Here is a 23,168-nt window from a genome sequence, read left to right as displayed (position 1 = left end):
AATAGAGTCCGTATTAAAAACAGACCAACTTCACATCCTTATTTGAATCAGTTTAGTATGTTGGGTCCGAAGAGACCGTGTATAAGAAAATGGAATCAATAAGGCAATGTGAAGAACTTCTATGTTTGGCTAAAAAGGAGAGGCAGAAAATATGAAACACGTAGTGGCATTTGATGTCAGTATGGGGAAAAGTACAATGGTCATTTATGACCGTTATCGTCAATGCGAATATGAGGGTGAAATAACCCATAACCGCTACTCTTTCGAGAAATTAAACGAAACCCTTATATCTTTAACACAAAAAGATGCACAGGCACCTGATATTGTCTTTGAAGCAACAGGCGTATATTCAAAACCACTAGAACGATTCTTAGGTGATCAAGGTTATATGTATTATCGAGTTAACCCACTCGAAGCGAATATTCAAATGGCTTCAATGAGGAGACAAAAAACAGATAAAAGCGACGCTCATGAACTTGCGAAAACTCACTTTAGAGTTGAACGTGAACAAACTTATCAAGAAGGGGAATATTATAAACAAATGCGTGCAATGACGAGATATTATGATGAATTAAGTAGTGAAATGACGCATTTATATAGTCGTTTACATGCGATTCTACAATTGAGTTTTCCCGAGTTAGAAAAGCTATTCAGTAAACGTTCTGCTTTATTTTTGAATGTCGTTCAATTATACCCTCATCCGGATCATGTGTTAGTTTGTTCAAAAACAGTGATTCGTAATCGTTTAAAAGCCAACACAAGAAAAAACTTATCATTGGCACGTGCTGAAGAAAAAGGGATCGCTTTAATCGAAGCAGCAAAAGAAGCGTATCCAGCAATTTCAAAAGATGATATTCGCTGTGAACAAGTGCGGGATTATGCCAAACGGATTGCAGACTTGAAGGAGAAAAGAGATCAACTTGTCCAAAAGATGGTTAAATTATCGAAAGATAAACAAGAGTATCAGATTTTAATTTCATTTCCAGGAATCGGAGAAACGACTGCAGTTCGTTTAATTGGAGAATTAGGAGATATTCGACGATTCAAAAACCATAAACAACTGAATGCTTACGTCGGTATTGATATTATGAGATATCAATCTGGGAATACCTTTTATAAAGACAAGATTAATAAAAGAGGAAATAACAAACTTAGAAAGATTCTATTTTACATGATCCAGACCATGATCCAACTACGGAAAAACACACAAAATCATATTGTAGATTATTATGATAAATTAAAAACGCAACCCCAGAGGAAACCTCATAAAGTTGCGTCCATAGCATGCGTGAATAAGTTCTTGAAATCGGCTTATCACCTTATCACACATAATCTGAAATACGATTACGAAAAGGCAACAATGCATCAGTAATCGTAAGTAAGATTATATCACAAAGACCTGACGAAAAAAATGGAAATCGTGAGGTCTATTTGTCATGCGAAAATTTATTTTGGAAGGAAGGGGTCCCCCTTCCTTCCAAAATAAAATCTATATTAACCAAATTATTTAATAAAAAATACTTGACTAGAGGTAAGAATAGGGGATGTCCCGAAAATAATCAAGTAGAGAAAAACAATCCGTTTTTCTCTACTTGATTTTGTTGCTTTCATAAGTTGTGGGGCCGTCCAGAAATCAAATCGCCATTGAAAACAAAAAATCATAAATACCGATATATCAACATTTCTAAAACATTAATGGGGGCGTCAATAAGCTGTAAAAACGACTTATTAGACACCCCCTTTACTTGTAACATTTTTTAGTAAAATTTGTGTTGATCATCACAACAGCTTATTATTTCGAAAACATTTCTTCTATTTCAGTTAAATCGCTCGTTTTTTCTAAAGCCACTAAAAGCTTTATTCTAGCTTTTTGCCCGTTTAATCCGTTCGAAAATATAACGCCAAGCTGTTTTAAATGTTTTCCTCCGCCCTGATAATCATAGACATCCTGCACAATGCCGTTAAAACATCGTGAGACAATGACGATCGGCACTTTCTTCTCAATAAGCCGTTTCATGCCGGGGACTAAAGCTGGCGGCAAATTTCCTTGCCCTAAAGCTTCAATGACGATTCCATCCGGATTCAGTCCTTCAACTGCTTCCATTATTTTTTCATCCATGCCTGCATACGCCTTTAAAAGGAGCGCATGTTTAGAGATTTTCGTTATATGATATTTTTCTTTTCTCAACGGATAGTGATGAAATGCCAGAATTTTTTTGTTCACAATACCGATCGGTCCGTATTGCGGACTTTGGAATGTAGCGATATTGCTTGTATGCGTTTTTGTGACGTTTTTTGCTGTATGAATCTCGTCATTCATGACAACTAACACACCAAGGTTTTTCGCTTGGTCGGAAGCAGCAACTTTTATGGACATCAATAAATTATATAAACCGTCTGATCCGAGTTCATTATTTGACCTCATCGCACCTGTTACAACAATCGGGATGGGAAGGTCAAGAGTCAAATCTAAAAAATAAGCTGTTTCTTCTAAAGTATCCGTTCCATGAGTGACGACGACACCGTCGATGCTTCCATTTTTGGCATGATGTTCGATTTCTTTTTTAATTTCCAGCATTTCCTTAGGAGTTATATGTGGGGAAGGCAAGTTAAAAAGCTCTTTTACGATTGTTTGTACATTGTTTACATTCAATGAAAAATTTGTTAGAGGATTGGACCCTTCTGGTCTCACTGCACCGCTTTGTTCATCTTCCAGCATTGAAATTGTACCGCCTGTATGTAAAATCAATACTTTCTTCATCTTTTTATCCCTTTCATTAAAGTTTCATTTTTTTCATGCTTATTTTTGATTTTCATTTTGTCATATACATGTTACCATTTTATCAAAAGGATGTTTTTAACAACTTACTGCTGCTCTAACATGAATCATCATTTCTCATTCTTTTATTTTGTTTTATTTTAAAAGGAACATTCTGATAAATCTATACATAAATAAGGAGATACTAGAAGAAAAGAGGCTGTCATTATGATTGCGATTATTACAGCAGGCATTGCACCAGGGCTGGCAATACTTTCATATTTTTATTTGAAGGATCAATATGAAATGGAACCCCTTTACATGGTGGTTCGGACGTTTATTTTCGGTGCGCTGCTTGTTTTTCCAATTATGTTTATTGAATACGTTCTGGAAACAGAAAATGTATTGCCCTCTTCTTTTTTACAAGCTTTCTTTGCTTCGAGTTTATTGGAAGAGTTTTTTAAATGGTTTATTTTTTATTTTACAATTTACTCCCATTTTCATTTTGATGAACATTACGATGGAATCGTTTATGGTGTGTCCATCTCTCTCGGCTTTGCGACATTGGAAAATATTTTATATTTAATTGCGAACGGTGTGGAGTTTGCATTCGGGCGCGCAATTTTTCCAGTCCCAAGCCATGCATTGTTCGGTGTCATCATGGGGTATTATTTAGGAAAAAGCAAATTTTCGAATGATAGGCTTAAAAAAAGATGGCTCCTTTATTCTCTAGTTATTCCGTTTCTTTTGCACGGAACGTACAATTATATCTTGCTTTCCAATGAAGACTGGAAGTTTTGGGTCACTCCGTTTATGGTGTTTTTATGGTGGTTTGGGCTACATAAAGCAAAAAAAGCGCGCATGGTATACAAGCAAAATATCGAAACAATATCAGGATAAAATTTTTGAACCGGCATGAGCCGGTTTTTTTGTTGTATAAAATGCTATCTACTACAGAAAATACATGTAACGATATAAAGTGAGGAGGCATGATGATGGGAAAAAACATGAAATATCTGCTCGCAAACGCTTTTGTTTTAATCGTTTTTCTTATTCTTTCTAACAATCAGCTGCATGTTCATGCTTTTAGCGAACAAGTGATTCAGAGAGGTGCGACAGGTGATGATGTCATTGAACTACAGGCAAGACTTCAATATAACGGATATTATCATGGGAAAATTGATGGAGTATATGGATGGAATACTTATTGGGCAGTTAGAAAATTTCAAAATAATTTTGGACTTAAAGAAGTAGATGGTTTAGTTGGTCCTGAAACAAAACAAAAGCTTTTCAATACGACAAAATATTATAAGTCTTTTGTCCACGAACAAATTCGAAAAGGCAGAGACTTTACCCATTATGGCGGAGTGCCGCTAAAAATCCAAACAGCGCCTTCTGAGGAGCTGCGCGCAAAATGGCGGAAGCAAACCGAAAAAAATCTCGCAAAAAATGTACCGCCAAAAAAACAACAAGCTGGTCAGGCTGGACAAGGGCAACAGCAGGCTGCTCCTAAACAGCAAGCAGCCCAAAATAAACAACAAACAGGGAAATCGGTACAGCCGATGGCGGTGAATATGCCTGGAGGCTTTTCACAAAATGACTTAAATCTTTTAGCCAATGCCGTTTACGGAGAAGCCCGCGGCGAGCCTTATATTGGTCAAGTAGCAATTGCGGCAGTAATTTTAAACCGACTGAACAGCCCGACATTTCCAAATACGGTTGCTGGTGTTATTTTTGAACCGGGTGCTTTTACAGCTGTCAGCGATGGACAAATATATTTGACACCAAATGAAACAGCGAGAAAAGCGGTGATGGACGCTATTAACGGGTGGGATCCGACAGAAGAAGCTCTCTATTATTTCAATCCTGATACAGCAACAAGCCCATGGATATGGACGCGGCCGCAAATCAAGAAAATCGGAAAACACATATTCTGTGAATAGTGAGGTGATTCAATATGCTTCGAGGATTATTAATCGGGCTGCTTACAGTGGCCTTAATCGGAACAGGCTACTGGGGATATAAAGAGCATCAGGAAAAAAACGCCGTATTAATTCATGCAGAAAACAATTACCAGCGGGCTTTTCACGATCTAACCTATCAAGTGGATCAGCTTCATGACAAAATTGGCGAGACACTCGCCATGAATTCGAGAAAATCATTGTCACCGGCGCTGGCGGAAGTTTGGAGAATTACATCGGAAGCGCACAATGATGTCGGCCAGCTTCCGTTAACTCTTTTGCCGTTCAATAAAACAGAGGAATTCTTGTCAAATATTGGCAAATTTAGTTATCAAACAGCGGTGAGAGATTTAAACAAAGACCCGTTAACGGATCAAGAATATGAAACGTTAAAAAAATTGTATAAAAATGCAAAAGACATACAAGACGAATTGAGAAACGTCCAGCATTTAATCTTAAAAAACAATCTGCGCTGGATGGATGTTGAACTCGCACTAGCATCAGGGCAAAAACAAATGGACAATACGATTATTGATGGATTTAAAACGGTAGAAAAAAATGTTGAAGGCTATTCCGAAACTAATTTCGGTCCAACAGCAACAGCGCTGCAAAAGCCTAAAAAAGGATTTGAACAATTAACTGGAAAGGAAATATCAGAGCAAGAAGCAAAACAAATCGCAAAACGATTTGCCCCTAAAAATGTAGAACGAGTAGATGTAACAACAAATGGTAAAGGATCAAACATTCAGTTTTACAGCATTACTATGCATGATAAAGGAAATAAACATGATGTTTATATGGATATCACGAAAAAAGGCGGTCATTTAATTTATTTATTGCACAACAGAGATATTAAACAACAAAAAATCAGCTTAAATGAAGCATCCAACCGAGCAACGGAATTTTTGAAAAAGCTAAAATTTAAGGATTTAGAGCTTTATGAGAGTGCACAATATGACAACATTGGTGTTTTCACATTTGTTTCTAATTACAAAGGTGTACGTCTATATCCAGATGCAGTTCGTTTAAAGGTAGCGTTGGACAACGGAGAAATTATAGGTTATTCTGGACGTGATTATTTAGCAGCGCACAAAAAAAGAAATTTGCCGAAACCGGCTATTACAAAAGAAGAAGCGAAAAAATCAGTCCATTCTAACGTTGAAATTCAGGAGGATCGATTAGCTGTTGTGACAAATGATGCCGGCGAAGAAGTGCTGTGCTATGAATTTTTAGGAACGATTGACCAAGACACGTACCGCATTTTCATCAACGCAATGGACGGAACGGAAGAAAAAGTGGAAAAATTGCAAAGTGCTGAACCGTTATTCAGAGAAATTTAATCACAAAAAGGGGAGTCGATTTTTAGGCTTTCCCTTTTTTTCATTTCATGCTTTAATAAATGTAGAGCGCTTATTACATTGAAAGAGTGGTAACGTTGATAAAAATTGGTACGATGATCACATTGGAACTTTCTGGCCAAGATCAAATACTAAAATGCAAACTTGTGGACCAAGAAGAAAACATTCTTTATATTGATTTTCCTATAAATAGCAAGACAGGAAAAACTGTTTTCTTACCAGACGGCACCGAGCTCGTTGCAACATTTGTGAACAGCGAAAAAAAACCGTATAAATTTCGTACTAAAGTTCTTGGCAAGAAAAAAGATAACCTCCCGATGATCATGCTTCAGGCACCTGAGTATATGGAGGAGATCCAAAGGCGGCAATTTGTCAGAATCGAGACAGCTGTTGATGTAGCCATACACGCCATTAATCAGGAATTCGCCCCATTTACAACAGTTACAAACGACATAAGTGCTGGCGGCATTTCAATCATTATTCCAAACGGTGTGGACGTACCGCTAAATGAAAATATACATATTTATATGGTGCTCACGTTTATGGACGGAACGATTGAATATTATAAGGTAACAGGGAAGGCGCTCAGAGTTGTGGAAGCGGAACATCATAAGCTCGCTTCCATAGCTTTTATCAATATTGATGAAAAGACACAGCAAAAATTGATTCGCTTTTGCTTTGAACAGCAGCTGCAAATGAAAAAGAAAGGAATTTTGAATGAATAATACCGGCAAGGCTGTCCATACTATTTATAAAAAATGGCAAAAGGATGTTTTTTGTGAAGCGCTTTGAACAAATATTGATCAAATTGATCATTATACAATTCATTATGTTAATTGCCGCTCAGCTTTTTTTGCGCCATTCTGAATTGAAGCCATATTTATCAAAAGCCGTGCAATATGAAGGTGTTGGAAACATGTCCATCTCCGAATGGGTGGAAACTATCAGCCGCTAAAAGAGCAGGAAACCCCTGCTTTTCTTTCTGTATTCCAAAAAAATAGATACATATTTTTTGAAACTAGCTAGGAGGTATTATGAGTAAAAAAATTTCCATTGCAATCGACGGTCCGGCAGCTGCCGGGAAAAGCACAGTTGCCAAAAAAATCGCAAAAGATTTAGGCTATACATACATTGATACGGGTGCGATGTACAGAGCTCTCACTTTGAAAGCTTTACAGAATGGCATTTCTTTGGAGGATGAAAAAGCGCTCACCAAGCTTTTGAATGAAATGACGATTGAACTGAAGCCGGTAAATGAAGGTCAGCAAGTGCTAGTAAACGGTGAAGACGTAACGGCGATTATCCGTTCCAATGAAGTAACAAAGCATGTTTCCACTGTTTCCAAACATCCTAATGTGCGGGAGGAAATGGTGAAAAGGCAAAAACAGCTTGCAGGAAACGGCGGCGTTGTCATGGATGGCAGGGATATCGGCACTCATGTGCTGCCGAATGCGGAGTTGAAAATATTTTTAAAGGCTTCTGTAGAGGAAAGAGCAAAAAGAAGGTATGAGGAGAATTTAAGAAAAGGTTTTACATCCGATTTAACACAATTAAAGAAAGAAATTGAAGAAAGAGATAAGCTTGATTCCACGAGGGCAACTGCCCCATTAAAAAAAGCGCCGGATGCCGTCGAAATCGATACAACTTCATTGACGATTGAAGAGGTGGCGGAATTAATTAAAGAATTGGTAACAGAAAGGCTGTAAGAAATGGGTAAATTTTATCAATTTGCAAAGGCAATTGTTTACTGCTTTATTAAACCGCTCTTTCGGGTCGAAGTGATCGGAAAGGAACATTTTCCAATGGATGGTGCCGTGCTGCTTTGTTCCAATCATATTAATAATTTGGACCCTCCGACGATTGGTATCGTTTCACCAAGGCAGCTCCGTTTTATGGCAAAAGAGGAGCTGTTTAAAATTCCGGTTTTCAGCCTGATCGTCCGGGCATTGGGGGCGTTTCCGGTCAAAAGGGGCTTTTCCGATCGAGAGGCGTTAAGAACAGGCTTGAAAATATTAAAAGAAAGAGAAGTTTTAGCCATTTTTCCGGAAGGAACGAGAAGCAAAACAGGTGAACTCGGAAAAGGTTTGGCTGGTGCAGGTTTTTTTGCCTTAAGATCAGATTGTGTCGTCTTGCCATGCGCCGTCGTCAGTTCTTACAAACCGTTTCGGAAAACGAAAGTCATTTTCGGCCCAGCCATTGATTTTACATCTTATCGAAACAAAAAAATTTCAGCTGAAGAAGCGACCGATAAAATCATGACAGAAATTAGAAATTTGCTCGAAAAATATAGGTAATCAATGGATTTAACTTGACAAACGGAATTTTTTGTTAGAACTTATAGAAAAGAGGTATTTTTCATTCTATTTAGAGTAGCTTGTGACATACTAAATAGAATGGTACATATTTTGTTGAGTTGCTATGGCTTGACCAAGGAGGTAAATGGTATGGTAGAGGACATCAATCAAGGTGAAGTTTTTGTGCCTGAAGTGGGAGACGTTGTAGAGGGAATTGTAACAAAAGTGGAAGATAAGCAGGTGATTGTTGATATTAAAAATTGCAAACAAATGGGCATCATTCCGATTAGTGAACTGTCTAGTTTGCATATTGAAAAAGCTTCAGATGTTGTAAAGGAAAATGACAAGCTTGAACTAGCGGTCATTAAAGTTGAGGAAGAAGCCGTCATTTTATCGAAAAGCAAAGTGGCTGCGGATAAAGCTTGGGTGGAATTAGAGAGAAAATTTGAAAATAAAGAAGTATTTGAGGCAGAAGTGAAGGATGTCGTAAAAGGCGGTTTAGTGGTAGACCTAGGCGTCCGCGGATTTATTCCTGCTTCATTGGTTGAACCTCACTATGTTGAGGATTTTTCAGATTATAAAGGAAAAACATTGACATTGATGGTTGTGGAGCTAAACCGTGAAAAAAATCGAGTGATTTTGTCTCATCGTGCTGTAGTGGAAAAGGAGCAGGAAGAGAAAAAACAGCAAGTGCTTCAGTCGATTCAGCCTGGTGATGTATTGGAAGGAACAGTCCAACGTTTAGCCGATTTCGGAGCCTTTGTTGACATCGGCGGGATTGACGGTCTTGTACATATTTCTCAGATCTCTCATGCTCATGTAGATAAACCGTCAGATGTGCTTCAAGAAGGCGAAAAGGTAAAAGTGAAAGTTTTGTCTGTCGATCGGGATAATGGACGGGTTTCACTATCGATTAAAGAAACATTGCCTGGTCCATGGGAAAACATTTCTGAAAAAATCAAATCCGGTGATGTTGTCGAAGGAACTGTACAACGCCTCGTCTCATTCGGAGCTTTTGTAGAAGTTTTACCTGGAGTAGAAGGTCTTGTCCATATATCGCAAATTTCTAAAAAACATATAGGCACTCCTCAAGAAGTGTTAGAAGAAGGACAAAAGGTAAAAGTAAAAGTGCTTGATGTAAACGAAGAAGAGAAACGGATTTCCTTAAGCATAAAGGAATTGGAAGATGATGGGACCGGTAGTGAAGAAGATTTTCGCAAATATCGTCCGAAAGAGGAATCGACAGGATTTCAACTAAGCGAAATGATCGGAGAGCAATTAAATAAATTAAAATAAAGACAAAGGCGATTATCACGAGCTGCCCCTTGTCAAGGTGACAGCGGAATAAAAAATGATCTAAGCGGCTTTATCTCTATATTCCATAGGGCTGAGGCCGTTTAGTCGTTTTATGAGGGTAATTTGTATCGATTGCCAGTCCTCAAACGAAATCTACGTTTCGCATTTGAGCGTTCTCCATAAAGACTCCATAAGCACCGCCCAGCATATAACGAGCTGTTTTATCATCTTCTCCACTGCTGTTCTTTTCATAAATCCTTGAGAATGATACGATCCATCCTCGCTGTAATAAGCTGTTATTGTTCGAAGCCTCGCCTAGTATATAGCTTCCATATCACTTCAATAAGCTGTCTTTTGAGTTCTGCAGTATCGGTTCTATTTTTGCTAAGCTGCTCTATATCGTGATTATATGTGCGAACAAAATTCTTCGCTGCTTTTTATAAGCAAGCGATACGTCCGTTTTGCGTTCGTATCTCCATTAAAAATCAAAACTTGTGCAGATAAACAAATGATACATCCAGCCTGTATTCATTAGCCCACAATTTTTTTGCAGAAAAACTCCCTCCTAAAAAACAAAATAATGATTTAGAAGCCTTTTTTTATGAAAAGAAATTATACGGACATTCTGCCATTAAACAGATCGGCTTATGAGCTCTAAAAAAATAGCGAAAATTCCTTTCTTGACGGGCAGTGAAATGTTTACATTTTCCTCTCACAGCAATCTATCAGCAATCAATTCTCCCACAGCCCTTTAACTGCTTTTTATACGCTTTTAGCTTTGATTTCAAAATTTGTACGGTTAGCATCCATAAATTTTTCACATAATGGAAATAGTAGGAGGTTGGAGATGGAAGGAATATATTATTATTGGTTCATGTGGATGATTTGGGTAATTGTAACATTTTGGCTTCCAAAAACGGATGCTCGTTTTTGGCTCTCCTTTTTTATATTGTTAAATATTTTAGGAAGTGCAACGTTTATACACTTTACACAAATACATGTTGGTTTTTCGTATATCTTATTTGCTTTGCTTAGTTTTTTCATCTTGTATAGAACTAAGCGTTTATTTTATTCATTATTTTCCGTTTTGATCATTACGGTTGCCTATGCAGGAGTCAAGCTGTTTTATTTATTTGATCCTGTCTGGTTTTTACTTGACGTTCAGATGTATTTATCTATATTAGGAGTCATTTTATCCAATATGCTGAGCAAAGATTTTTTTGAAGGAATGGCATTTTTTATATTGGGATCTTGTTACGGAGAAGCTCTTTTTTCGTCTGCAGTTTATTCTTATTATCGGCCGATTGTAATAGGCGACTTTCCTTTTCTTGATATGCTGTCAATCGGAATCTTTTCATTGCTCATATGGGCGTCATTCAAAACATTCGCTGCTTCTTTAGAACATATATTCAAAAAACATGCAAGGGAGAGGCAAGGGTCATGAATGAATACACGCTTCCTATTTTTTATGGTGTCTTCGTAGGTGTGTTAGCCCGTCTTTTTATGCTAAAAACCGATTATCGCCAATATCCCACATATTTGCACGGAAAAATTATTCATATCGCACTTGGATTTATAGCGGCGGGACTCGGCACGATTGCTGTTCCGGCCATAATGGAAAAGGAGTTTACTGCCATTACTTTTTTAACGTTGGCTGCATCGCAGTTTCGCGAAGTCCGCAACATGGAAAGAAATACACTGTCAGAGCTCGATCAATATGAGCTTGTTCCTCGGGGAAGTACATATATTGAAGGAATTGCAATCGCCTTTGAAAGCAGAAATTATTTAGTGATTTTCACATCTTTATTTGTTACGCTTGCTTATTTAATCTTTGGCTTTTGGATGGCTCTTGTGATGACGGTCGTTTGCTTTATCATTTCTAAAGTGTTAATGTCTGGAGGCACATTGAAAGATATTGTTGACATTCAATATGTAAAGCCGCATTTTGACGGTGCAGGCTTGTATGTCGATGACATTTATATTATGAATATCGGCATCCCGGAAAAACGTGAACTAGTTTTAAAATATGGCATGGGGTTTATTTTGACACCAAAATCATTTGATGCGAGAACAACGATTGCCAACATCGGACAACGTCAGGCGATTCTCCATGATGTCTCAACTGCGCTGGGCGTAAACCGCGATGCGGGTGAACCATCATTAGTCCCATTGGCAAAACGAGATCTTGAGGATGGAAGAGTCGGCGTGTTTGTGCTTCCTCAAAAACATGATTTGGATATTGCCATTCGAGTGATCAGCAACGTGCCAACGCTTGAAAATGCCATTCGCATGCCGACGGAGTCGAAGGCAAATAGGAAAGGTGAGAAAAAACGATGGTTTTAGAGAAAGCGGTTTTAGCGGTCGTTACGACAAATGAGAAAAAAATAAAAGGCGGTGCACCTGTTTTTATTTGTGATAACCAAAACGAAATGGATTCGATTGCAAAAAATTTAGAAGCGATTCTAGATGGAATTGCTCATGCCATAAGCGAGGAAATATATATCATTGTGAAACATTTTTAAGGCAGTTGTTCAATTTCATAAACTGCTATATAATAGGGTAGTTGGAAAAAAGCTTGGTAAAAAACTTCCGGGGCATGCCGAAAAAGGAGTTAGGCGCGAAAACATGCTGCGATTTCTTGAAGGCGTAGCCCCTTTAACATTATACATAGTGAAAAATGTGATGAGTTTTAAATTAGGAAGGAAGTTTTAGTATGCCGAAACCTGTTGTGGCTATTGTCGGTCGACCAAATGTCGGCAAATCGACGATTTTTAATCGAATTGTCGGTGAACGTATTTCAATTGTAGAAGATATACCTGGTGTTACCCGTGACCGTATTTATGCACCTTGTGAATGGCTGAATTTCCAATTTAACTTGATCGATACAGGTGGAATTGAAATTGGGGATGAACCGTTTCTAGCACAAATTCGCCATCAGGCGGAGATTGCGATTGAAGAAGCGGATGTAATTATTTTCATTACTAACGGTCGAGAAGGCGTAACTCCCGCTGATGAAGAAGTTGCAAAAATATTGTACCGCTCAAACAAACCCGTTGTCCTTGCCGTTAATAAAATGGACAACCCGGATATGAGGGAAAATATATATGAATTTTATTCTCTTGGCTTTGGAGAACCGTACCCGATATCAGGAGCGCATGGGCTCGGACTGGGAGATCTTTTGGATGCAGTATGCAAACATTTTCCAAAACTCCAATCAGAAAATGATGATGAAGGCATCATTAAATTTTCTTTGATTGGCCGACCAAATGTCGGCAAATCTTCCTTAGTAAATGCTATTTTAGGAGAAGAAAGAGTGATTGTCAGCGAAATTGCTGGAACAACACGAGACGCTATTGACACTAAGTTTACGTATAACAAGCAGGAGTTTGTCATCATTGATACAGCTGGCATGAGAAAAAAAGGAAAAATTTATGAGACAACAGAAAAATACAGTGTTTTGCGGGCGCTTAAAGCGATTGAACGCTCTGACGTAGTGTTAGTTGTTTTAAATGCAGAGGAAGGAATTATTGAACAAGACAAGCGAATTGCTGGCTACGCCCATGAAGCCGGGAAAGCCGTTGTCATTGTAGTAAACAAATGGGATGCAGTGGAAAAAGATGAAAGAACGATGAGAGAGTTTGAAAAAGATATTCGCGATCAATTTTTATTTTTAGACTATGCGCCAATCGTCTTTTTGTCTGCAAAAACGAAGAAAAGATTGCACACATTAATGCCTCAAATTATTCTTGCCAGCGAGAATCATGCGATGCGTGTCCAAACAAACGTATTGAATGATGTGATCATGGATGCCGTTGCTATGAATCCGACTCCAACGGACCACGGTACGAGATTAAAAATCTATTATGCAACACAAGTTTCTGTTAAACCGCCTACATTTGTCATATTTGTAAATGATCCGGAGCTTCTTCATTTTTCATATGAACGTTTTTTGGAAAATCGTATTCGCGATGCATTCGGGTTTGAAGGAACCCCTATTAAAATCATTGCGAGAAAAAGAAGATAAATAAAAGGAAGTGAGTAATTTGGCGAAGGTGGCAATATTGGGAGCTGGAAGCTGGGGAACAGCGCTTGCAATTGTTCTTTGCGACAATGGTCATGAAGTGCATCTTTGGGGACATCGGAAAGAACATATAGAAGCGATCAATCGTACAAAAAAAAATGAGAAATATTTGCCAAATGTCCCATTGCCGGACAATTTAACCGGATTTTATTCCTTAAAGGATGCGGTTGAAAATGTGGAAACGATTGTCTTGGCAGTCCCGACAAAAGCGATAAGAGAAGTGCTGAGTCAATTAAGAGAAGCCATTGATCGGCCGATTTTAATTGTCCATGTTTCAAAAGGGATTGAGCCGGGTTCATTAAAAAGAATTTCCGAAATTATTGAAGAAGAAATGCCTCCTCACCTTTTGAAGGACGTAGTTGTATTATCAGGTCCAAGCCATGCGGAAGAAGTGTCTTTGAGACAGCCGACAACAGTGACTTCTGCGAGCAAAAATATTCAAGCAGCAAAATTTGTTCAAGATTTATTTATTAACCGCTATTTTCGTGTGTATACGAATCCGGATATAATCGGGGTTGAAATTGGAGGAGCGCTGAAAAACATTATTGCTTTAGCTGCCGGAATCAGCGACGGCCTTGGATACGGGGACAATGCGAAGGCTGCTTTAATAACTAGAGGATTGGCGGAAATTTCAAGATTAGGCTGTAAAATGGGTGCCAATCCATTAACGTTTTCTGGTCTTGCCGGAATCGGCGACTTAATTGTCACTTGCACAAGTGTGCATTCCCGCAATTGGCGTGCCGGCCATTTGCTAGGAAAGGGCAAAAAACTAGATGAAGTTTTAGAAAGCATGGGAATGGTTGTCGAAGGAGTAAGAACAACAAAAGCAGCTAAACAGCTCTCTGAAAAATATTCAGTAAAAATGCCGATTGCCAATGTCCTTTATGAAGTGCTGTTTCACGAAAAAGATCCGAAAGAAGCAGTCGAAGCGCTTATGGCGAGAGTTAAAACGCATGAAATGGAAGATCTTGTGAACATATTAGAAAATCGAAATGAAGAACTGTAGCACATTTCCCAGCTGCTTCAGTTTTTTTTTGAATTCGATTCTTATATGGAAAACAATTGCGTGAAAAAGAGCATATGTTAAAATGATTGGTAGGAATAGAAGGAGTGGATCACAATGTCAGAAGGTCTAATGAAAATGTGGATTGCCCTCACAGCGATGGCCTTTATGTTTATCGCGGTCTTTTCCATATACTTGAGCCGTTTTAAACTAAAAGGATTTTTGAAATCTATCACAGCAGTGATTGCTTATTTTTTTATGATTTTAGCAGGAATTATCATTTTTTTCGTAGTCTTTTCCGGACCGACAAGCGAGTAGGCAAAGTGAGGAAGACGAGGATGAACAAGAAAAGCATAATGAAATCTTTCATCTCTATCATGTTTGTTTTGCTTTTATCTGGATGTTTATACCCAGAAGAACGATTACATAAAAATGAAATACCTTATGAAGCGCAAATACAATCCGTGCAAAAAGCAGTAGAACAATATAAAGCTGATACGGAAGGGCTTTTGCCGATTAAAACGAGAGACAAATCAACGCCTATTTATGAAAAATACCCTATTGATTTCAATCTGTTGATTCCTGAATATTTGCCTGAGCCCCCTGGCACCGCGTTTGAAAATGGAGGTATTTACTTATATGTTTTAGTCGATGTGGAAAAAAATCCAACCGTAAAGCTGATCGATTTACGAATAGCAGAGGCGATCCGTGAACTAAAGATGAGGATCAATGCTCATGAATATCCTCCTTATGAAAAGCAAATAGCGAAAAATGTATTTACACTGAACTATAAAAAGCTAGGATTAAAAGAGCCTCCTCATGTGAAGAGTCCGTACTCAGGGGAAAATCTTCCGCTTGTGATCGACAACAATCGAGAAGTTTACGTTGATTACAGCTTAGATTTATACCGTGCCATTAAGGAATCAAAAAGATCATTCAAAGAGGGGGAAGATATCCGTCATTTGCTAGTAGAAAACTCCCCGTTCGTCCCTGCATTTTCCCTTCCATATACTGTGAATGAAAAAAATGAACCGGTATTTTTAATAAAATAAGTCATGAACCTTTTTCTTAAGAATACAATTTAAGAGAAAGGTTCTTTTCTTTTTGGAAGAAATTCTTTTTTTACAGTCATAACTAGATAGGACAACATCATAAATATGTAATGACTAAAGAATTGTAAATGTATGGATGTTATAAGACTTGAAAGTCGGGAGGGAATCACTTGGAAAAGGTAGATATTTTCAAAGACATTGCAGAGCGAACTGGCGGCGATATTTATCTAGGGGTCGTTGGTGCAGTTAGAACCGGTAAATCAACATTCATAAAAAAGTTTATGGAATTAGTTGTTCTTCCCAATATTGAAAATGAAGCGGATAAAGCACGTGCTCAAGATGAGCTCCCTCAGAGCGCAGCAGGCAAAACCATTATGACAACGGAGCCAAAGTTTGTCCCGAATCAAGCGGTCACCGTCCATGTTGATGAAGGCCTTGATGTCAATATAAGATTAGTAGATTGCGTAGGATATACAGTGCCTGGTGCAAAGGGATACGAAGATGAAAATGGGCCGAGAATGATCAACACTCCATGGTATGAGGAGCCGATCCCGTTTCATGAAGCAGCGGAAATTGGCACCCGCAAGGTTATTCAAGACCACTCAACAATCGGTGTAGTCGTCACAACAGACGGTTCAATCGGCGAAATTCCTAGAAAAGATTACGTAGAAGCGGAAGAACGAGTAATTGAAGAGTTAAAAGAAGTCGGAAAACCATTTATTATGATTATTAATTCTGTGCATCCTCATCATCCGGATACGGAGGCTTTAAGAAAAGAATTAAATGAAAAATATGATATTCCAGTTCTTGCTATGAGCGTGGAAAGCATGAGGGAAATTGATGTAACGAATGTATTGAGAGAAGCGCTTTTCGAATTTCCAGTCTTGGAAGTCAATGTGAATTTGCCCAGCTGGGTGATGGTGCTGAGAGAAGATCATTGGCTTCGCACGAGCTATCAAGAAACGGTGAAGGAAACAGTAAAAGATATCAAACGTCTGCGTGATGTCAATCAAGTTGTCCAGCAGTTCAGTGAGTATGATTTTATTGAGCGGGCTGGACTAGCTGGTATTCAAATGGGCCAAGGGATTGCGGAGATCGATTTGTTTGCGCCGGATGAGCTGTACGATCAAATTTTAAAAGAAGTTGTCGGTGTTGAAATACGCGGGAAGGATCATCTGCTTGAGCTCATGCAAAATTTTGCACACGCTAAGGCGGAATACGATCAAGTAGCTGATGCTTTAAAAATGGTAAAACAGACAGGTTACGGCATAGCAGCACCGGCTTTATCAGATATGAGTCTGGATGAACCGGAAATTATCCGCCAAGGATCGAGATTCGGCGTCCGGCTCAAAGCAGTCGCACCTTCCATTCATATGATTAAAGTAGATGTTGAATCTGAATTTGCGCCGATCATTGGCACAGAAAAACAAAGTGAAGAGCTTGTGCGTTATTTAATGCAAGATTTTGAAGAAAATCCTTTGTCCATATGGAATTCCGATATATTCGGAAGAAGCTTAAGCTCGATCGTCAGAGAAGGAATACAGGCAAAATTGTCGTTGATGCCTGAAAATGCCCGCTACAAATTAAAAGAAACATTGGAAAGAATCATCAACGAGGGGTCAGGCGGGCTCATAGCAATCATATTATAAAAGATCAAAAGGTCAAAAACAACGGTTTTTTGGCCGTTGTTTTTTTCACAAGGGGCAAACGAGTGAGCCCTGTTTTTTTTTTGACAAGAAGTTCTGCCCTGCGTTTTCCGGCCTTTGAAAAGACACATCATTTTTTTAAAAAGGTTAAACAACTTAGCGAAAAAACCGACAAGTGAATCGATTTCCGAGATAATAGTAGATAGTTTTTTGCGGATTTAATAGAAAATGGGTTGTTGATAGATGGCAGAGATATTGTTAGACACATATTTATATAGTACAGGTGATAAGGAGTGATAGAAACCATGGTGGATATTTAAAAAGAACCTGACGGTAAGGAAGAAGGGAAATAGTTTGCTAGTTGACCGCGATTTAGTGATTTTATTCGTGTTTTTCATAACGATGATCTTGATTTTTTGGCGCCCCCGCGGAGTAAATGAAGCATTTCCAGCAACAATTGGGGCACTTATCATATTATTCGTTGGGGGAATCAGCTTTCAAGAATTGTCAGAAATTGCTTTAAATGTAACAGAAGCTTCTGTTACGATTATCGCAACGATTGTCATGGCAATCGTTTTGGAAAGCTTTCGTTTTTTCGAATGGTGTGCTCATCAGTTGGCATTTAAAGCTAACGGATCTGGAATCCGATTGTTTTGGTATACGAATCTTCTCTGTTTTTTCATGACTGTCATATTTAATAATGACGGAAGCATTTTAATTACGACTCCTATTTTACTGCTACTTCTTCATCACCTTCGTTTAAAACATCACGAAAAAATTCCGTACCTTCTAAGTGGAGCGCTGGTTGCCACCGCTTCAAGCGCGCCAATTGGTGTCAGCAACATTGTAAATCTGATCGCATTAAAGATTGTAGGAATGGATTTATACATGCATACGGCAATGATTTTCGCACCTACGAGTAAGGCGTTGTTGTGTTTTGATATGGAATGAGCCATTTTAAATGCTGAAAAGACACTAAAACATATTTAAACACAGGGGAATAAAAAACAAAGTAGTCAGTTAAGACAGATGTAATATAACCGTGTAAAGCTTTATTTCCAGTTACATATATTTCAACAAACATTCCTTTAGCATTGATTAATATTTTTCGGTAGGAAATGGAATCTTCCTCAATAAACATTGGTTTAATCGTTTTGTGATCGTATTTAATCGGATTTTCGTCATCATATTTTTCCAAACTGTGTAAATGTAGAAGAGGAATATATATATATTTATAACCATTATAAAGCACGATCACATCTAATCCTTCGTCAACTAAAATTCCGATAATTTCGTTTTTGCCGCTTATTTCTGCTTTTACTTGTTCGTCAATAAGTTCAGAAAATCTCAAAACTTCAATGCCTCCTTTCTTTGAAACACTGAAACAAAAACAGAGGGGGAATTTGATGGCAGAGACGCTAGCTAACCTTTCCAACGATAGTGGACAGTTTTGACTACTTTTTCAGGATGCGGCATTGATCGCAACTGTATCTCTGCTCTTTCTATATAGGTATTCGAAGCTCTTCTTCTATCATCTGGCGTTGACAGGTATTTTTTTTCAGTACTTCTATCAAGATCATCGGTTCTAACATGACGTTCTGAGTGTGAGTAAGTGTTTTTATGCTCAATCTCGTACGTGCTTTGTCCGCTTTTAGAATCTTTTTCCGTTGAAGTTCTTTTATCATGATCGGATCGATCTTTTTTTTCAGTTTGTTTGTTCTCATTTTTTTTCTGATCACGGGAACCTTCAAAAATGCTTCGAACGTGGAACGGCTGAATTCGAATGACTTCTTCTTTGTTAATTAAAATGAATGTCCCATTTCCGCTGTATGACAGAACACCTTCGAGCGCTTCCGGTCCTCCCAAATTAATGGAAACCCATTTATGAATAAAATAATTGAGTATTTCATCAAATGTTTTTACTTTCAAATAGCGGACGGTTTCCTTTTCTTCAGCGTTTTTGCTTTTGTTTAATGAAAAGCTTTTAATATGCTCCAAATTGAGATAGATCACCTGATCATCTTTGTAGAGAACAGCATAATGATTTGTTACATCTAATAACTTCCCGCTCATTGCTTCAGGGCCGCCTTGGTTAATTTGAAGGTATTCGTACTGAAATAATTTCATTAGGTGGCGGAAGCTGTCGCTTTTCGAAGCGTTTTGTTCAACATCTTCCAGTCGTAAAGGTTTGAAATTTGTCTTAGAATTTTCTGTAATGCTTTTAATGTGTTTCAATTGGTAGTAAACAACATTGTTTGATTCGAATAAATAGAGGGCCAAATAATCAGTTTTTACTTCAAGCAGCAAACCGCTTTTGCTTTCAGGACCGCCTCTATTCACCTTAATCATTTTTCCAACAAGCGACTTTACATATTGATAAAATTTTTCTCCATCTGCACTCATTTTCTTTAACCTCCCTTGGCATTCAACCATACAGGTCAATCATAATGTATTTATACGTTCAAAATGGGAGAAAGCAACAGAACATTTACCCAATTCATGAAAAATAAGCGATCGCCTATTTGCGTCGTTCAACTTGCTAAAACATTAAATGTGAAGCGATAAATTGATTTCTTTTCGAGATAAAATCGAGAATTTGTGAAGGCTGTTGATTAAATTCGTCAAGGGTATATTGGAAATAAGGATCTTTGCTAATAAACTTTTTCACTTGTTCATAATAACCGTATACAGCATCTATCAAATTTTTTACCGTAAATTGATGTTGTATAGTGTCATATAAAAGTTGTTGGTAAAGTTTTTTATACTTTTGGGCGTCTAGCAGCCTTGCCGTTAAAGTGTTAAATCCTTCTACCCGAACATAGTCATGTCGCATTTTTTCTCCGTTGACATCAATTCCCCCTGTCGCATCGTAATCCCAGGGAATAATATGAAAACGGCTTGTTTCTCCATGTAAGTAAAGTGCGTAATTGTGAACAAAACCATCGTAATTTTGTGTGCAAATAACACCTGTCAGCCATTTTAAATATTGCTCCACGTCTAAATATTGTTCAATTTCTTCAGAAAATTGGGACGAAATGCTTGTATTAACAAAATAAATAAATTGTTCGAACTTACTAAAATCGTCATTTTCCCCGTATTTTAGCTCATATCCTTGTGATAAGCTTTTTTTACCTTTTGGTCTAAATCGCTGTAAAACGAAAAATTAGCATCACCATCTATTGCATAAAAAATTGGGTCTTTAGGCAGTTTTCTTTTTGCTAAAAAATCTTCATTGACGGATTCAAGGCGTAAATAAATGTCTTGATGGATTCCATTGATCGATAAAAGGGTGAATTTTGTTTCGGGGACGTATACTCCTATGCGGTCAAAAAATAAAAAGAAAGCTTATTGCGAATCAGTGAAGGATCAAAATATTCCACATTTAAATGAAATTCCTTTTCGCTATTGTATTTTGAAGGACGGTAATATTTTATAAAAAAAGATTTTTTTTTCGCTTTTCTAGTATGAGAGCCACGATACATTATATCCGCATCGATCTTCTTCCCTAAATAAACCATGCCGGAACTCCGTCTTCATCCCATTTATTTTTTTGTAAAAAAAAACAAATCTTTCGGATGAATGTATAAGGAAATTTTCTCCAAGCCTTTTTCCATTTGATCCCTCTTTTTACTGTTTTTCATTTAAATAGTATGAATGTGGATAAAACATGCCACTGTTGGTAAACGCACATTTTTTTAACGATTTAAAGGTCCAAACGAATTAATGTAAAGACACATATGCTATACAAAATAAAAGGGGAGGGCAGAATAGTGATTTCCGAAAAAGTGATTAAAGAAGCATTTCATAGGGGGGGAAGAAAAAGGGTTGAAACATTTTTATTTCCAAGAACCTGAAGGAAGAAGAAGATCGGATAAAACAAGCGGGAGCCGGGATTTTAAACATACGAAAAGAAAAAAAATTCGGCGCTTTGAAAACGGAAATATGTGGGAGATGCGTTTTTAAATGATGGAAGGGTTGACTGCTCATGCAGTCTCCCCCTATTGTTTTGGCGAACTTTTTGCCAAATCGATTGAAAAATGACTGAAATTAATAGAATTGTGCTTGATTCTGCCATTATTGTTATGATAATCTTTTTACAGAAATTCTTCTCTCATAAGGATGAATCATCCTTTGCAACCAATTTGAAAATGAAAAACTGTTGAAATGAAATATTGTTTCATTTATGATAAGCTAGTCACCAACTTCTTGTTGTTGCATGTATAGAATTCTTAAAAGCTGTGAAGAAATGTATAATAGCTGGATTTTCATGAAACTTTTTTGGGAGGAGGTGAAACATTAAATGAACAAAACAGAATTAATCAACGCTGTAGCAGAAGCTAGCGAATTATCCAAAAAGGATGCAACGAAAGCTGTAGATGCTGTTTTCGATACAATTTTAGAATCTTTGAAAAAAGGTGACAAAGTTCAACTCATCGGTTTTGGAAACTTTGAAGTGCGTGAGCGTTCAGCGCGCAAAGGTCGCAATCCTCAAACTGGTGAAGAAATTGAAATTCCGGCAAGCAAAGTGCCTGCGTTTAAACCAGGCAAAGCTCTTAAAGATGCAGTTGCTGGCAAGTAATGAAATGAACGCACACAATTAAGAAATGAGTAGCGACTACATATGCTCGCTGCATTTCTTCACAGAATAAGCCCCTTTTTGGGGCTTTTCCTATTTAGGCGAGATTGTTCAGAAAAGTTTTCTGTTCTATTTGCGGGAAAGGAAGCTTCATTTTGCTTTTTTTTCATTAATTGTGCTAGAATCGGTATGAATGAATGACAATAGGAGGAGCCGAGTATGCCAAAAATTAATAAAGAGCAAATAGAACAGGCAGTACGTTTAATTATAGAAGCTATAGGGGAGGATCCTAATAGGGAAGGATTGGCTGATACACCTAAGCGGGTTGCCAATATGTATGAGGAAATTTTTTCAGGTATAGATCAGGATCCTAAAGAATATTTTCAAACCGTATTTGAAGAGGATCATGAAGAGCTTGTTTTAGTAAAGGATATTCAATTTTTTTCAATGTGCGAACACCATCTAGTTCCTTTTTTCGGTAAAGTACATATTGCATACATACCAAAAGGCGGCAAAGTGACTGGACTAAGCAAACTAGCCCGCGCTGTTGAAGCGGTTGTAAAAAAACCACAGCTGCAAGAACGGATTACGTCAACGATTGCCGACAGCATAGTCGAATCATTGGATCCTCACGGTGTGATGGTTGTTGTTGAAGCGGAGCATATGTGCATGACAATGCGCGGAGTGAAAAAGCCTGGATCAATCACTGTAACGTCAGCAGTCAGAGGATGTTTTTTGAATGATGCTGCGGCAAGAAGCGAAGTGCTGTCATTAATAAAAAAATAAACGGTAGGTGTTGATAGATGAATCCGAATCAAAATGATTATGTGGTTATTAAAGCAATTGAAGATGGCGTCAATGTGATTGGTTTGACAAGAGGTTCCGATACTAGGTTCCACCATTCCGAAAAGCTTGATAAAGGAGAAGTAATGATTGCTCAATTTACGGAACACACTTCTGCCATTAAAATTCGCGGCAAGGCGCTTATTCAAACAAGCTATGGAGAGATTGAGAGCGGCGAGAGAAAATAAGCAGGATTTCTGCTTTTACTTTTTCGACAAAGCCTAATGAAAAAATGTGGTTATGATATAATAAAATTTGTAAATGTTAGTATAGAGATATATGGGGGACAAGGGTGATAAT

23 protein-coding genes and 2 pseudogenes are annotated in these 23,168 nt (G+C 37.8%); 21 read left to right on the top strand and 4 right to left on the bottom strand.

Going from position 1 to position 23,168, the window contains the following annotated elements; all coding sequences use genetic code 11:
- Window positions 1–151: 151 nt before the first annotated feature.
- Window positions 152–1,372 (top strand): IS110 family RNA-guided transposase, encoded by a 1,221-nt coding sequence (locus ACVIJU_RS13045; protein WP_063388609.1) that lies wholly within the window; start codon window positions 152–154, stop codon window positions 1,370–1,372.
- Window positions 1,373–1,792: 420 nt separating this feature from the next.
- Here the strand turns inward: ACVIJU_RS13045 and ACVIJU_RS13040 are convergent, their stop codons facing one another.
- Window positions 1,793–2,761, bottom strand: coding sequence for an asparaginase (locus tag ACVIJU_RS13040; protein WP_456687667.1), 969 nt, complete (start codon window positions 2,759–2,761; stop codon window positions 1,793–1,795).
- A 225-nt stretch (window positions 2,762–2,986) separates the two neighbouring features.
- Between ACVIJU_RS13040 and prsW the strand changes: the two genes are divergently transcribed.
- The 17 genes and pseudogenes from prsW to ACVIJU_RS12955 all read left to right on the top strand — a co-directional run.
- Window positions 2,987–3,658 (top strand): glutamic-type intramembrane protease PrsW, encoded by a 672-nt coding sequence (gene prsW / locus ACVIJU_RS13035; RefSeq protein WP_456687666.1) that lies wholly within the window; start codon window positions 2,987–2,989, stop codon window positions 3,656–3,658.
- A gap of 140 nt (window positions 3,659–3,798) precedes the next feature.
- Window positions 3,799–4,701 (top strand): spore cortex-lytic enzyme, encoded by a 903-nt coding sequence (gene sleB / locus ACVIJU_RS13030; RefSeq protein ID WP_412674498.1) that lies wholly within the window; start codon window positions 3,799–3,801, stop codon window positions 4,699–4,701.
- A 14-nt stretch (window positions 4,702–4,715) separates the two neighbouring features.
- Window positions 4,716–6,059, top strand: coding sequence for a germination protein YpeB (ypeB, locus tag ACVIJU_RS13025; protein WP_066251975.1), 1,344 nt, complete (start codon window positions 4,716–4,718; stop codon window positions 6,057–6,059).
- Between the two features lie 95 nt (window positions 6,060–6,154).
- Entirely contained in the window at window positions 6,155–6,802 is a 648-nt protein-coding gene (locus ACVIJU_RS13020) for a flagellar brake protein (protein WP_130156168.1), read from the top strand.
- Window positions 6,803–6,846: 44 nt separating this feature from the next.
- Window positions 6,847–7,032: a DUF5359 family protein gene (locus ACVIJU_RS13015; RefSeq protein WP_232515564.1), complete on the top strand. Its 186-nt coding sequence runs from the start codon at window positions 6,847–6,849 to the stop codon at window positions 7,030–7,032.
- 79 nt (window positions 7,033–7,111) lie between these two features.
- On the top strand, window positions 7,112–7,783 hold the full coding sequence (gene cmk / locus ACVIJU_RS13010; RefSeq protein WP_327874015.1) for a (d)CMP kinase: 672 nt from the start codon (window positions 7,112–7,114) through the stop codon (window positions 7,781–7,783).
- 3 nt (window positions 7,784–7,786) lie between these two features.
- Window positions 7,787–8,371 carry a lysophospholipid acyltransferase family protein gene (locus ACVIJU_RS13005; RefSeq protein ID WP_066251969.1) on the top strand — a complete coding sequence of 195 codons (585 nt, stop codon included), beginning with the start codon at window positions 7,787–7,789 and terminating at the stop codon, window positions 8,369–8,371.
- Between the two features lie 150 nt (window positions 8,372–8,521).
- Complete coding sequence (gene rpsA / locus ACVIJU_RS13000; RefSeq protein ID WP_144598135.1) at window positions 8,522–9,667, top strand: 30S ribosomal protein S1; 1,146 nt, start codon at window positions 8,522–8,524, stop codon at window positions 9,665–9,667.
- An 847-nt stretch (window positions 9,668–10,514) separates the two neighbouring features.
- Window positions 10,515–11,111 carry a YphA family membrane protein gene (locus ACVIJU_RS12995; protein ID WP_063388601.1) on the top strand — a complete coding sequence of 199 codons (597 nt, stop codon included), beginning with the start codon at window positions 10,515–10,517 and terminating at the stop codon, window positions 11,109–11,111.
- The gene (locus tag ACVIJU_RS12990) at window positions 11,108–12,010 is read left to right on the top strand and encodes a YIEGIA family protein (protein WP_063388600.1); all 903 of its coding nucleotides are present in this window, start codon (window positions 11,108–11,110) and stop codon (window positions 12,008–12,010) included. The genes ACVIJU_RS12995 and ACVIJU_RS12990 overlap by 4 nt, the downstream gene beginning before the upstream one ends.
- The gene (locus ACVIJU_RS12985) at window positions 12,001–12,189 is read left to right on the top strand and encodes a capping complex subunit for YIEGIA (RefSeq protein WP_327856234.1); all 189 of its coding nucleotides are present in this window, start codon (window positions 12,001–12,003) and stop codon (window positions 12,187–12,189) included. The genes ACVIJU_RS12990 and ACVIJU_RS12985 overlap by 10 nt, the downstream gene beginning before the upstream one ends.
- A gap of 191 nt (window positions 12,190–12,380) precedes the next feature.
- Complete coding sequence (gene der / locus ACVIJU_RS12980) at window positions 12,381–13,691, top strand: ribosome biogenesis GTPase Der (protein ID WP_339193004.1); 1,311 nt, start codon at window positions 12,381–12,383, stop codon at window positions 13,689–13,691.
- 19 nt (window positions 13,692–13,710) lie between these two features.
- Window positions 13,711–14,754: an NAD(P)H-dependent glycerol-3-phosphate dehydrogenase gene (locus tag ACVIJU_RS12975; RefSeq protein ID WP_429652934.1), complete on the top strand. Its 1,044-nt coding sequence runs from the start codon at window positions 13,711–13,713 to the stop codon at window positions 14,752–14,754.
- A 114-nt stretch (window positions 14,755–14,868) separates the two neighbouring features.
- Entirely contained in the window at window positions 14,869–15,069 is a 201-nt protein-coding gene (locus ACVIJU_RS12970) for a DUF2768 domain-containing protein (protein WP_063388596.1), read from the top strand.
- A 20-nt stretch (window positions 15,070–15,089) separates the two neighbouring features.
- A complete protein-coding gene (locus ACVIJU_RS12965) occupies window positions 15,090–15,803 on the top strand; it encodes a hypothetical protein (protein ID WP_082829632.1) in 714 nt (237 codons plus the stop codon).
- Between the two features lie 170 nt (window positions 15,804–15,973).
- Window positions 15,974–17,452, top strand: a complete 1,479-nt coding sequence (gene spoIVA, locus ACVIJU_RS12960; protein ID WP_063388595.1) for a stage IV sporulation protein A — start codon at window positions 15,974–15,976, stop codon at window positions 17,450–17,452.
- 351 nt (window positions 17,453–17,803) lie between these two features.
- Window positions 17,804–18,382, top strand: a pseudogene (locus ACVIJU_RS12955) (ArsB/NhaD family transporter); the annotation flags it as partial.
- Here ACVIJU_RS12955 and ACVIJU_RS12950 read toward each other — a convergent pair.
- The 3 genes and pseudogenes from ACVIJU_RS12950 to ACVIJU_RS12940 form a co-directional block, all read right to left on the bottom strand.
- Window positions 18,363–18,800, bottom strand: a complete 438-nt coding sequence (locus ACVIJU_RS12950; RefSeq protein ID WP_456687665.1) for a hypothetical protein — start codon at window positions 18,798–18,800, stop codon at window positions 18,363–18,365. The pseudogene ACVIJU_RS12955 and the gene ACVIJU_RS12950 overlap by 20 nt on opposite strands.
- A gap of 71 nt (window positions 18,801–18,871) precedes the next feature.
- On the bottom strand, window positions 18,872–19,852 hold the full coding sequence (locus ACVIJU_RS12945) for a hypothetical protein (RefSeq protein WP_456687664.1): 981 nt from the start codon (window positions 19,850–19,852) through the stop codon (window positions 18,872–18,874).
- Between the two features lie 136 nt (window positions 19,853–19,988).
- Window positions 19,989–20,931 (bottom strand): annotated as a pseudogene (locus tag ACVIJU_RS12940) (CotH kinase family protein).
- An 818-nt stretch (window positions 20,932–21,749) separates the two neighbouring features.
- Here ACVIJU_RS12940 and hbs point away from each other — a divergent pair.
- The 3 genes from hbs (at window position 21,750) to mtrB (ending at window position 23,056) form a co-directional block, all read left to right on the top strand.
- The gene (gene hbs / locus ACVIJU_RS12935; RefSeq protein ID WP_063388591.1) at window positions 21,750–22,028 is read left to right on the top strand and encodes a non-specific DNA-binding protein Hbs; all 279 of its coding nucleotides are present in this window, start codon (window positions 21,750–21,752) and stop codon (window positions 22,026–22,028) included.
- A 216-nt stretch (window positions 22,029–22,244) separates the two neighbouring features.
- Complete coding sequence (gene folE, locus ACVIJU_RS12930) at window positions 22,245–22,811, top strand: GTP cyclohydrolase I FolE (protein ID WP_063388590.1); 567 nt, start codon at window positions 22,245–22,247, stop codon at window positions 22,809–22,811.
- A 17-nt stretch (window positions 22,812–22,828) separates the two neighbouring features.
- On the top strand, window positions 22,829–23,056 hold the full coding sequence (gene mtrB / locus ACVIJU_RS12925) for a trp RNA-binding attenuation protein MtrB (protein ID WP_063388589.1): 228 nt from the start codon (window positions 22,829–22,831) through the stop codon (window positions 23,054–23,056).
- Window positions 23,057–23,168 lie beyond the last annotated feature (112 nt).

The organism is Aeribacillus sp. SP014, assembly GCF_054055575.1.
The sequence above is the reverse complement of the archived record's forward strand: the minus strand, read 5'-3'. Positions and strand labels throughout refer to the sequence as shown.